This is a genomic window from Citreicoccus inhibens (assembly GCF_019039035.1).
GTDB classification, from domain to species: domain Bacteria; phylum Myxococcota; class Myxococcia; order Myxococcales; family Myxococcaceae; genus Citreicoccus; species Citreicoccus inhibens.
This window is the reverse complement of the sequence record NZ_JAHNZT010000028.1, coordinates 76813-88771: the sequence shown is the minus strand read 5'-3', so window position 1 is coordinate 88771 and position 11959 is coordinate 76813. Positions and strand designations below refer to the sequence as shown.

The 11959-nt window shown below is 67.7% G+C and carries 9 protein-coding genes; 1 reads left to right on the top strand and 8 read right to left on the bottom strand.

The window, feature by feature from the left end; genetic code table 11:
• Positions 1-8: 8 nt before the first annotated feature.
• The 5 genes from KRR26_RS26610 to KRR26_RS26590 form a co-directional block, all read right to left on the bottom strand.
• Positions 9-683, bottom strand: a complete 675-nt coding sequence (locus KRR26_RS26610) for an ABC transporter ATP-binding protein (RefSeq protein WP_120210832.1) — start codon at positions 681-683, stop codon at positions 9-11.
• A 2-nt stretch (positions 684-685) separates the two neighbouring features.
• Positions 686-3064 (bottom strand): ABC transporter permease, encoded by a 2379-nt coding sequence (locus tag KRR26_RS26605; RefSeq protein WP_120210831.1) that lies wholly within the window; start codon positions 3062-3064, stop codon positions 686-688.
• A gap of 12 nt (positions 3065-3076) precedes the next feature.
• Positions 3077-4639 (bottom strand): lysine--tRNA ligase, encoded by a 1563-nt coding sequence (gene lysS, locus KRR26_RS26600; protein WP_120210830.1) that lies wholly within the window; start codon positions 4637-4639, stop codon positions 3077-3079.
• Between the two features lie 144 nt (positions 4640-4783).
• Positions 4784-5164 (bottom strand): anti-sigma factor family protein, encoded by a 381-nt coding sequence (locus tag KRR26_RS26595; protein ID WP_120210829.1) that lies wholly within the window; start codon positions 5162-5164, stop codon positions 4784-4786.
• Positions 5161-5793 carry an RNA polymerase sigma factor gene (locus KRR26_RS26590; protein ID WP_120210828.1) on the bottom strand — a complete coding sequence of 211 codons (633 nt, stop codon included), beginning with the start codon at positions 5791-5793 and terminating at the stop codon, positions 5161-5163. The genes KRR26_RS26595 and KRR26_RS26590 overlap by 4 nt, the downstream gene beginning before the upstream one ends.
• Positions 5794-6043: 250 nt before the next feature.
• Between KRR26_RS26590 and KRR26_RS26585 the strand changes: the two genes are divergently transcribed.
• Positions 6044-7129, top strand: coding sequence for a PilZ domain-containing protein (locus KRR26_RS26585; RefSeq protein ID WP_120210827.1), 1086 nt, complete (start codon positions 6044-6046; stop codon positions 7127-7129).
• A 506-nt stretch (positions 7130-7635) separates the two neighbouring features.
• Here KRR26_RS26585 and KRR26_RS26580 read toward each other — a convergent pair.
• The 3 genes from KRR26_RS26580 to KRR26_RS26570 form a co-directional block, all read right to left on the bottom strand.
• The gene (locus tag KRR26_RS26580; protein WP_217081172.1) at positions 7636-9135 is read right to left on the bottom strand and encodes a hypothetical protein; all 1500 of its coding nucleotides are present in this window, start codon (positions 9133-9135) and stop codon (positions 7636-7638) included.
• A 298-nt stretch (positions 9136-9433) separates the two neighbouring features.
• Positions 9434-10556 (bottom strand): peptide chain release factor 2 gene (prfB, locus tag KRR26_RS26575; protein WP_233577540.1). Its coding sequence is split into 2 segments (ribosomal slippage): positions 9434-10486 and positions 10488-10556, totalling 1122 coding nucleotides; the frame shifts between segments, so codons are not numbered across the junction.
• 33 nt (positions 10557-10589) lie between these two features.
• The gene (locus KRR26_RS26570; RefSeq protein WP_120210823.1) at positions 10590-11909 is read right to left on the bottom strand and encodes an Lnb N-terminal periplasmic domain-containing protein; all 1320 of its coding nucleotides are present in this window, start codon (positions 11907-11909) and stop codon (positions 10590-10592) included.
• Positions 11910-11959: the final 50 nt, after the last annotated feature.

The following is an 11959-nucleotide window of genomic DNA, read 5'->3' as shown; positions in this document are numbered from 1 at the left end:
TGCAGGCATCAGGCCTCCGACACCTGGCCGCCAGCCAGCCGCAGGCGGCGGGGCATGGAGCGGGCGAGCGTCTCATTGTGGGTCACCACGACTGCGGTGATGCCCAGGTCGCGGTTCACTTCCCGCAAGAGCTGGTGAATCCCCTCGCCGGTGGTCGGGTCCAGGTTTCCCGTGGGCTCGTCGGCGAGCAAGAGGGCGGGCTTCAGGACGAGCGCGCGCGCCAGGGCCACGCGCTGGGCCTCGCCTCCGGACAGCTCGCCGGGCCGGTGGTCCACCCGCGCGCCCAGCCCCACGCGCTCCAGCAGCTCGCGCGCGTAGGTGTAGGCGCCGCCGCGGTCGCGCCGCTGGATGAGCGCGGGCATGGCCACGTTCTCCAGGGCGGTGAACTCCGGCAGCAGGTAGTGGCTCTGGAAGACGAAGCCGATGGAGTGGTTGCGGAACTCGGCGATCTCCGCGTCGTTCATGGCGAACACGGAGCGTCCATCGAAGAACACCTCGCCGGCCGCCGGGGCATCCAGCGTGCCCAGCACGTGCAGGAAGGTGCTCTTGCCCGCGCCGGACGCGCCAATCATGGACACCAGTGAGCCGCGCTCGATGTCGAGCGACACGCCGCGCAGCACGTCAATGCGCTTGCCGTGCAGGAAGTAGCTCTTGAAGACATTGCGGATGGACAAGAGGGCCATGGCTACTCCGCCTTCAGTCCTTCCACCGGCTCCACGCTGCTCGCCTTGAGCGCCGGGTAGATGGAGGCCAGATACGTGACGAGCACCGCGATGACCACCGCGAGCGCCGTCTGGACCGGTTCGATGCGCACCGGGAGCGCCGGGATGTAATACACCTCCGGGTCCAGCTTGATGCCGACCTTCTCGATGAAGACGCACCAGGAGAGGCCGGAGAACAAGCCGAGCAGGCCGCCCGCCACGCCGATCTGCAGTCCCTCCGCGAGGAAGATCTTCACGATGCCGCCGTCCGGGACGCCGAGCGCCTTGAGGACGGAGATCTCCTTGCGCTTCTCCAGCACCAACATGATGACCGTGGCCACGATGAGGCCGGCGGCCACGACGATGATGATGGAAAGGATGATGCCCATCACCAGCTTCTCCAGCCGCAGCGCGGAGAAGAGGTTCTTGTTCATCTCGCCCCAGTCGCGGGCGCGGTAGGGGTAGCCGCCCAGCACCTTCACGACCTGGTTGGAGATGCGGCGCGCGTCGTCGATGTCCGCCACCTTCAGCTCGATGCCGGTGGCGCCCTTCACGTTGAAGAAGTCCTGCGCTTCCTTGAGCAGGATGTAGACGAACTTGGAGTCGTACTCGTACATCCCCGAGTAGAAGATGCCCGCCACGCGATAGGCGCGGCTCTTGGGAATCGGACCCGTGGGGCCCAGCTCCGTGCCGAGCGGCGACACCACGTTCACCCGGTCCCCCACCACCACGCGCAGCGACGCGGCCAGCTCGCGCCCGATGATGATGCCCGGGAGCGTGGGCTGCGCCTTGCCCTTCGCGGGCGTGCCGATGATGGGGTCCAACTCCTCGTCCTTCGGGGGCGCGCCGTCGTCGTCCAGGCCGCGGCGCGGCAGGATGCGGTCCGGGTGCTCCAGGTGGGCCAGGTCTCCGCCGGGCAGGATGTTCTGGGGCAGGTCCGTCACCTCGCCCACCGTCGCCGGGTCGATGCCCTTGATGACGACGCCGTCCACGTTGCCCTCGGACGCGATCATCACCTGATTGATGATGAAGGGCGTCTCACCCACGACGCCGGGCACCTTGCGGATCTGCTCCATCACCTTGGCGTACTCGGGCATCTCGCTGGCGTACTTGTTCACCACCGCGTGCGCGTTGGTGCCCAGGATCTTCTGCTGAAGGTCCGCCTCGAAGCCGCTCATCACGCTCAGGACGATGATGAGCGCCATCACGCCCACGCCCACGCCGCCCACCGACAGCGCGGTCATCATCATGGTGGGTGACTGCTCGTGCTGCTTCATGTGGTTCTGCGCGGCCGCGGCGGCCAGCGGATCCGCCATGCCCAGCGCGCGCACGCGGGTGCGCTCGACGGCGGCCTCCGCGCCTCGGATGATGAAGTAGACGAGCAGCGGCGGGATGATGCCGAACATCAGCACCGCCAGGGTCCCCAACAGCAGCGACGGGCGGAACACCGCCACGTGGCGCCGGGCGACGAACAGCTCGAAGCCCAGCTTCAGATCCACCCGGCCGCTGCCCGCGGCGATGAACCCGGTGTTGATGCCCAGCACCAGCGCCAGGACCAGCGCGGTGAACACCAGCCAGTACGCCAGCTCCGGCCGGCCGATGAGCCCCGCCACGTACGTCACCTCGCGCAGCCGGTAGCCGAGCGCGAGCTGGAGCGAGGGGATGCGCTCCATCAGGGTCAGGATGACGGGGACCGGGATGCCCAGGTAGACGACGCCGATGGTCGCCTCGGGCAAGGACAGGCGCTGCGCCCGCGAGGCCCCCACGAAGCCCGAGATGAAGGCCACGAGCGACGCGGAGCACAGCGCGATGGCGAAGGCGACCGTCGGGGCCAGGGCGAGCCCACCGCCCGAGGAAGCACGGCTCGCGCCCCCCAGCTCCGGCGAAGGCCCCCCGCTCGACAGGAAGGTCTGGAGGAGGATGAGCACCAGCTCCGCCAACAGGATGCCGCCGCCGTAGGCCCCCAGGGTGCTCCAATAGAAGTCCCGGTAGCGCGCCAAACGGGGGTACAGCGGCGCCCCGGCCGCGGGGCTCGGGCCCTCAGAGGATGCGGGGCGACGGCGGATGCCCGCCGCGACGAGTCCCCAGCCCCCCAGCCAGACGAGGACGCCGGCGATGAGCATGCGCGGCCCGGCGATGGGCAGCGCCGCGGCGGCACGCTCCGGAACGAGCGCCAGCGCGTCCACCGCTTGGACGAGCCCACCCCACCCCACCAACGACAGGCCCAGGGCGCCGGCCGTCTCGGCCCACGCCGCCGACTCGGTGATGGCCACTCCGAGGAGGATGGCGCCGACGAGGGCCACCAGGGCCCCCGTCCAGATGAAGCTCCAGCGATAGACGGTCTGCCGTTCGGCGGGGTGCACGCGGCCTCCTGGCTACTTCGCCAGTGGCTTGAGGAGAGGAAACAGGATGACGTCGCGAATGCTCTGCGCGTCCGTGAACAGCATGGCGAGCCGATCAATCCCGATTCCTTCACCGGCCGTCGGCGGCATGCCGTGCTCGAGGGCGCGGATGTAGTCCTCGTCGTAATCCATCGTCTCCTGCTGCCCCCGCTGCTTGGCGTCCAGCTGCGCCAGGAAGCGACCCTTCTGATCCAACGGGTCGTTCAGCTCGGAGAACGCGTTGGCGATCTCCCGCCCGGCCGCGTACAGCTCGAAGCGGTCCGTCACCTCGGGGTTCGCGTCGTTGCGGCGAGCCAGCGGGCTCATCGACGTGGGGAAGTGGGTGACGAAGGTGGGATGAATCAGGGTGGACTCGACGTGGTGCTCGAAGAGGGCCCCCACCAGCTCGCCGTGGTTCATGGTCTCCACGGCGCGCCGCTCGGCCTCGGCGTGGGACGTCTTGAGCAGTTCGTGGCGCAGCCGGTCCGGGTCCGCCATGTCCTTGTCGGACAGGCCGCTGACCGCCTCGCGGATGGCCTCCACCATGGAGATGCGCTTCCAGCCCTTGCCGAAGTCCAGCACGTGCTCGCCGTACTTCACCTTGGAGTCGCCGGTGACGGCCACGGCCGCCTCGGAGATCATCTGCTCGGTGAGGTCCATCAGGTCCTCGTACGTGGCGTACGCCTGATAGAACTCCAGCATGGTGAACTCGGGGTTGTGCCGGGTGCTCACGCCCTCGTTGCGGAAGTTCCGGTTGACCTCGTAGACGCGCTCGAAGCCGCCCACCACCAGCCGCTTGAGATACAGCTCGGGGGCGATGCGCATGTACAGGTCGATGTCGAGCGCGTTGTGGTGCGTGCGGAACGGCCGCGCCGCCGCGCCCGACACCAGCGGGTGCATCATCGGGGTCTCCACCTCGATGAAGTCGCGCGTGTCCAGGAAGTTCCGGATGAAGCGCACCAGCTTGTTGCGCCGCAGGAAGACCTGCTTCACGTCCGGGTTGGACACCAGGTCCAGGTAGCGCTGGCGGTAGCGGATCTCCACGTCCGTCAGGCCGTGCCACTTCTCGGGCATCGGGCGCAGGGACTTGGTCAGCGGCGTGAACTTCGTCGCGGAGAGCGACAGCTCGTTCGTCTTGGTGCGGAAGATGGGGCCGGTGACCGCGAGGAAGTCACCCACGTCGCACTGCTTGAACACCTCGTAGGCGGCGTCGCCCAGGGCGTCCTTCTTCATGTGCGCCTGGATTTCCCCCGTGCGGTCGCGCAGCTTGATGAAGGCCGCCTTGCCGAACGAGCGCATGGCCACGATGCGGCCCGCGACGTCGTAGGGAGCCGTCGCGGCCTTCTCGAGCTCCTCGGCGGACTGGTCAGCGTGTTTCGCGACGATCTCCGCCGCGGTGTGCTGCGGCCGGTAGCCATTCCCGTACGGGTTGAAGCCGGAGTCCCGCCACTTCGCGGCCTTGTCGAGCCGCTGCTGGTAGATCTCCTGCTCCTTGGACCCGAGATCCGCTTCGGGACCGCTCTTGTCGACTGGGGGCTTATTGTTGTTGTCGTCCATGACGCGCTTTCAGAAAGGCGCGGCACGCTAGCCAAGCGGCCCTCGGGACGCAACGCATCACGGAGGCCCGCTCGCTCGCGCGGACAGGTGCCCCCAGGTCGCGGCGAGTGTTGCGCTTCATTTCCTTCACCGCGAGGACGCGCCCTAGATGACCGTCATCACGAAGACGGCCACCGCCGCGGCCACCAGCAGCGTGACGAGGATCTCCACGGGGAAGCGCTGGTGGGCATGGGCCAGATGAATCCCCCGGAGCCCGAACCGCCGCTGCCGGCGCACACGCCCCATCACCCGGGTCGCGAGCGCGGGTGGCGCCTTCTCCCGAGGCACCCCGCGCAGCCGCGACACCGTGCGGGCGTAGCGCTCCCACCCTTCCCGGCACTCGGGGCAACCATCCAGGTGAGCCCGCACGCACTTCTCGCGCGCTGCGTCCAGGGCCTCGTCCGCGAGCGAGAGAAACGCCTCCCGCGCCTCGCGGTGACTCAGCCGGGGTTCCACGTCCGTCGATTGCTCGTGAGTGCCGCTCATGGCTCCAGCCGCCCCAGGATGTCCGCCAGCTTCTCGCGCGCCCGATGCAACCGGCTCTTCACGGTTCCCTCGGGCAATTCAGTGATGTCTACGATTTCTTCGTAGCTCAGGCCCTCGACGTCGCGCAGGGCAACGAGCATGCGCGCATCGGGCTCGAGCTGCGAAATCGCCTGCTGCACCCGCGCCCGCTCGCGCGCGGATTCCAGGGCCGCGTCGGGGCCTGGGGGCGCGCCGAAGACCTCCACGTGGTTGCCCGCGCTGAGCTCATCGAAGGCTTCCGAGCGGCCCCGCCCTCGCCGCTGGAGGTACTTGAGGCGGTTGATGCAGTGGTTCTTCGTGATGCGGAACAACCACGTGGACAAGCGCGAGTCCTCGCGGAAGCGGCGCATGTTCTGATGCACGCTGACGAAGACCTCCTGCACCAGGTCGTGCGCCTCCTCGCGGTCGCCCACCATGCGCACGCAGAAGTCATAGAGCCGGTCCTCGTATTGGTGGACCAGGGTCTCGAACGCGTCCGCCTGGCCGCGCCGGAGCCGGGCCACGAGGGCCTGTTCCTGGCGCCGGGCCTCCAACGCCACGGACACGCCCGGACCGTCCTGCCCCAAATCGAGCGCCTCGCTCGGTGACACCCGTGTCCTCCCGCGTCCAGCAGCGTACCGCGCGCCGAGGCAGAGACATCCGCGCCGAGGAAAGGTTCCACGAATCGGCGGCCATTCCCGTCAGGCCTGGATTCGCCTTGGCTCCCCGCCCAGCCCTCCAATTCCGCAATCAGCGCAATCAGGCAGCGACATTGTAAGAAATCGAGGACTCAGCTACAGCGCGGAGACCTCGCGCGGCGTCGGACTCGGCGCATCCGTAACACCGGGGACAGGAGCACGGATGCCCTTGCCTGGAGCGCCCTGGGAGTCCTCCTCGGCCCGACGCGCGTCGCCGCCGCACGTGCTGCTGGTGGAGCCCGCTTCCGATCGCGCCGCGCGACTGACCTCGCTGCTCCAAGGCACGGCCTGCACTGTGGTGCCGGGCCTGGAAGCAGCGCGCGCGGCGTATGACGTGTTCCGGCCGTTGATGGTGCTGGTGGGCCACGCGGCGCTGACCGCCGAGAACAGCCCTGGGTTCCAGTGCCTGCGCACCCACCCCACCCATGGCGATGTGCCGCTCGTCGTGCTCGCGGACCCGGAAGCACCGGCCCAGGTGCTGGAGTCGAGCGCGCGCAGTGGCGCAGATGACTGCCTCTTGGGTCCAGTCCGAGCGGCGCAGTTACAAGCTCGGGTGCGGCTGCTGGTGGGCGCGCCCGGAGCGACGCACTCGACCGCGCCGGGGGTGCTGCTCGTGGGCGAGGCCGCGGGCACGCCCCACGGACTGGGCGCGGCGCTGGAGCTGAGCGGGTTCCACGTCGTCTATGCGCAGACCGTGGAGTGGGCCACGCGGCTCGGCACGCATCCGGGCGCCGCGCCGCTCCAACTCATCGTCGTCCGCGCCGAGGGCCTCGCACTCCCCGAGCCCGTGCTGACGGACCGACTGCGCCCCTTGTCCCAACTCTCGACCCCACTGCTGGTCTGGGATTCAGGCGATGCGGGCAGCATCCTCGCTCGCGTGCAGGCGGTGCTGCGCCGTCCGCTTCCAGACTTGCGCGTGCACGAGCGCGTCCCATTCCACTGCCCCGTCGAGTTTCGCGAGCCGCGAGGAGACGGCCTGTGGAGCGCGAGCCTCGCGCAGGAGCTGAGTCCCGGTGGCCTCTTCCTGCGGACGCTGGCCCCCGCGCCGGAAGGCGCCGCGCTGGAGCTGCGCATCCACCTGCCCGCGTCACGTGACGCCTTCGAGGTCTCAGGGGTCGTCGCGTGGGCCAATCGCCCGGGCCCACGGCGCATCCACGCCTACCGCATGGGCATGGGCGTGCAGTTCGTCGGGATGAGTCCGCGCCGGCGCATGCAGCTCAAGGAGATCTGCCGCACCGCCGCGACCTGACGGTCCCTCTCCAGGGCAAGGAGGCGCGCCGCCATCCGTCGCGCCCCCCGCGTAGACCCGGGCCTTCTGAGGCGCCCTTGGACTCAAGGTGAAACGACGAAGACCTCTCCCTCGGGGTCGACCTCGAAATGCAGAGCCCCCCGAGCCTGTCCCACGACAAACAAGGCGTAGCGCCCCCTCGGGCGAAGCGGACAGGGCCCCTGAATCACCGCGAACCCCCGGGGCGTCTCTCCATAGCGCAAGAGCCGAACGCCGTTGCGCTCTCCGAACGGCTCCGCCCTGAGATGCCAAGAGAGCTCCCCCGTGGCGCCATCCAGCACCTGGACCGTGTCATAGCGAGGCGGGTCCATAGGTGAGGGACCTTCGATCTCGAAGCGAGGAGCAGGGAGCCGCGCCTCGCCCTCCAGCAATGACACGCGAAGCGATGGGCGGCAGGCCGAAACCAAGACGACCGCCAGCATCGAGGCATGAGTGAGCGGGTGGAAGACTCGAGCCCGTGACACGGCTCAGGGAGCCCCTTGGCCGGCGCGGACCTGGGCAAGCGCCGCTCTCAGTTCAGCGGTGTAGTCCGTGCCATCCACATAGAAACGGCTGTTCGGACTGTCGAAATAACCAGCGCGTTGAGCGCTCGACAAGAACTCCGCCTGCTGCTCCGGATTGAACTGGCTCCAGGGCTTACCCGCCGCCAAAGCCTTCTCGAATTTATACCCGTCACCCAGTTCTTGCGCCACCAGCGCCTCGCTCATGTAATCCGTCCCCCCATTCTGGTGCTGCCAGACATGTCCGGCCTCATGAACGAGGGTCTCCGCCGTCAACGGCAAATCATCCGGCGGCACATAGATGGTGTCTCCATGGGTGAAGGCACGACCAAAGGCGCTGAATATCCCCGCCTTGCCTTCCTTCAATCGCACCGCCGAATAATCAATGCTGTCACCATAGACACCACGAAGCGTGGCGATCTCGTTGGAGCTCAGCTTGCGCCCCAACGGCTCCTGCCCGAGCAACGTCTGCATTGCACTGATTGTTCGACCGCCCGACATGAGCAGGACGTCAATGGGCGTCTGAATGAATGTCTTCACCGCGCCCATCGACATCTGCTTGAGGCCCTCGCCCACATGGCCCCGAATGAGCTTCCCAAATCCGCTGAGGAAGGTTCGAGCCCCCTCCTGGATATTGCGCAATGAGCCCTTGAGGCTATTCACCACCCCCGTCGCCAGACTGTGCAATCCATCGCCCACCCGTTGTCCCACCGTCCGAACCACACGGGCCACGGTGCGGGCTGCATTTCCGACCAGCCTGGCAGCACGACTGACGAAGCCACCGACGGCCCGGGCCGCGCCCGAGACCGCGCTTCCGACGGCGCGGACCGCTCCCGAGACCGCCCTACCAACGTCCCGGACCACGCCACTCACGGCCTTGCCGACAGCGTTGCCCACGTCGGAGAAGAAGTTGCCAATGCGCTCAAAGAGTCCCCTGAACTCGACCGCGGTTGCCTTGCCGTCGACCTGGATGATGCCCTTGTCATTCTCCGCGCGGATTGCGTTCACCTGCGCGGGCGACAACTTCTCCCCAGACAGGATGCGTCGAAACAACTCGCCCTCGTCGCCCGCGGCGTCTTGGACATTCAACTTCGTGTCCAGATGGTGGCCAGCCTCTTCGACAAACGTCGATGCGGCCTCCTGCGGCGACAGCGTCTGGTTGATGAAGACCGTCCCAGATTGCGAGTCATAGGCGCCATATGCGCCGCCCAGGGTCTCGGGAGAGACGAGCCGGACCTTGGGCAGCCATCCGTAGTCACCGGCCTGGGCCTTCTGGCGATAATTCTCGGCCTGGATGGCGTTGTAGCCATCGCCAAACACCGTCCGCATCGTGTCGTGGAATCGCTTCTTGTCCGAGGCCAGCGCACCGAACTCACGCCGGAAAGTCGACGCGATATCGGGCGCGGGGCTCGCAAACTCACTGCGCGCCAGAAACCCCGTTCTGTGCGCAGCAGTCTGGGGAAGCATTCCCCCGGTCCCACGCATGGGGGACGGACTCCGTGGAACCGAAGCCGTGCGCGGCGATTGAGACGGTACTCTCGACGGGATTCGCATCAGTCCACCCCCAGGTCAGCCATCACGGCAAATCCAGTCTACGCAGAAATTCATGCATGGACTTGAACCGGCGAGGCGTCTGCCTGGCTGATGACCGAAACCCGACAGTACGACGGCCCACGCCGAGGCACTCAGCGCAGAGCAGGCGACCGCGAACCGCCGCGACCGCCGGTCCCTCCCCCAGGATGGAGAGGGACCGGGGTGAACCGCGCTAGTCCAGCGCCGCGTTGCGGTTGGGGTTCTTCACGCCCAACAGCTGCGAGACGATGAACTCGTCCAGGTCTCCGTCCAGGACCGAGTCCACGTTGCCCGTCTCCACGCCCGTGCGCAGGTCCTTCACCATGCGGTAGGGCGCGAGCACGTAGCTGCGGATCTGCGAGCCGAACGAGATGTCCTTCTTCTGCGCCTCGGCCGCGTCACGCTCGGCCTCGCGCTTCTTCATCTCCAGCTCGAACAGGCGGCCGCGCAGAATCTGGAAGGCCATGTCCTTGTTGGCCGACTGCGAGCGCTCCGTCTGGCAGGTGATGATGATGCCCGTGGGCAGGTGACGCAGCTGCGCCGTGGACGACGTCTTGTTCACCTTCTGGCCACCGGCGCCACCGCCGCGGATGAACTTCAGCTCGATGTCCTTCTCCGGGATGTCGATCTGGATGGTGTCATCGACCTCCGGGTACACGTCCACCGAGGCGAAGGCCGTCTGCCGCCGCGCGTTGGCGTCGAACGGGCTGATGCGCACGAGCCGGTGCACGCCCACCTCAGCCTTCAGGTAGCCGTAGGCGTTCTCACCCGCGATGCGCAGCGACACGTTCTTGAAGCCCGCTTCTTCGCCGGGCTGCTCGTCGCTGATTTCGACCGTCCAGCCCTTGGTCTCGGCGTAGCGCGAGTACATGCGCAGGAGCATGGCCGCCCAGTCCATGGCATCCGTGCCGCCCGCGCCCGGGTTGATGTCCATGAAGCAGTTGTTGTGGTCCTGCGGCCCGGACAGCATGCGCGCCAGTTCGAGCTTGGCGACCTCGCCCTCCAGCGAAAGGAGCGAGTCCTCCGCCTCCTTCGCGCTGTCCGCGTCGTTCGCCTCCGCCGCCAGCTCCATCAGCACCTGCGCGTCATCCAAGCCGCGCATCGCCTTGTCGAAGGTCCCCACCTTGGACTCCAGGGTGGACTTCTCCTTCAGCAGCGCTTGCGCCTTGGTGTTGTCATCCCAGAAGCCCGGCTGGGTGGAGTCGCGTTCAATCAGCGCGATGCGGGACCGCTTGCGGTCGAGGTCAAAGATGCCCCCGGAGCGCGGACAGGCGCTCCTTGAGGCCGTTGATCTTCTCCATCGAATCGTTCGCCATGGTCGTCTTCGTCCTTCGTGTGAAAAGGTCGTCTCAGGAAGTCTTCAGGGAGGGCACGGAATCGCTTGGACGCGCGGAGGCTCGCTCGGAGCCCGGCCCTCGCGCCAGCAGTCGGTCCAGCCAGAACGCCCCCGCCATCCCCACCGAGATGGGCAGGATGAGGGCGATGAGCCGCCAGTTGTTCTGATCGAACAGCGGCAGCACCTTGAGCACCCCGCCCAGCACGCCCGTCGCGGCCAGCAGCGCCCACACCCACTTGAGGCGGGCGCGGACCTTCGCGCTGCCAAACGCCATGCGCACGCCATACGGCAGCGCGAGCAGCGTGACGGGATTGGCCAGGAACAGGTTCTCGTTGTGGTACGTCACCGTATGGTTCGTCACCAGCCACATGACGAACAGCGCGGTGCCAGGGATGCCGAGCACCAGCCCGAGCACCGCGTTCTCCACGCCCCACAGCACGCGGGCCAGCTTGCTGCCCGTGCGCCGCTCCCAGGCCGCCAGCCCCAGCGCGCCGCCCCCGAGCAGCACGCCCAGCGCGAACACCCACGGGCCATAGTTCGGCGGCTCGGCGGGGGGACGGGCCCGCGTGGCCTCGTAATAGTTCCACTGCTTCGCCACCAACGGCACGGGCTGGCCGTCGGCGCCGGGGACCTGGATGGCCGCCACCTGCTGCTCCAACTCGTCCGGGAGGAAGGCCTCCTCCCAGCGCGTGATGGGGTGGTCGATCTCATTGTTCATCATGAAGTCGAGCAGGATGCTCATGGGCGGATTCACCGCGGTGTATCGCCGCGTGTGCTCGCGCAACGTCATGCGCCCCGCCGCGCGGTCGTACTCGCGCAGCCGGCCCCCCGTCCCCTGGTCGATCATGTCGCGCAACCGCGTCACGCAGTTGTCGTCATAGTGGTGGTACAGGTAGTTGCGGTTCTCCGGCAGCACGTTGTCCGCGAGCAGCTTCGCCATGCGCACGCGCTGCTCGGGCGTCAGGTTCAGCTCCTGAACGCGCACGTCCCGGTTCTCCGACTTGTAGAAGCGGAACGTGCCGTTGACGCTCGACTCGCCGACCCAGAACTCCAGGCGCCCCATGGCGAAGTGGGCGAGCATCGCCTCGTCGAACGTGAACATCCCGTAGTTGTAGAGGCGCTGCTCCTGATGCTGGCGGTCCACCACCACCAGCGAGCCATGGCCCCACCACGAGGGCACGTCGTCACCGGGACTGAAGGTCACCAACCAGATGGAGAGGTCCGCGCCCTGGCTCTCGCCGGTGCCCCAGGGAGGCGCGGAGGCGGCGCGGGCGGGAGACGCGCCCCAGAGCAGGCCGAGCAGACAGGTGGCGACGAGCGTCAGGCGGTGCATGGTTCCATCCAACACACGGGAGGCAGGCGCGCCTACCTATCACGCGCGCC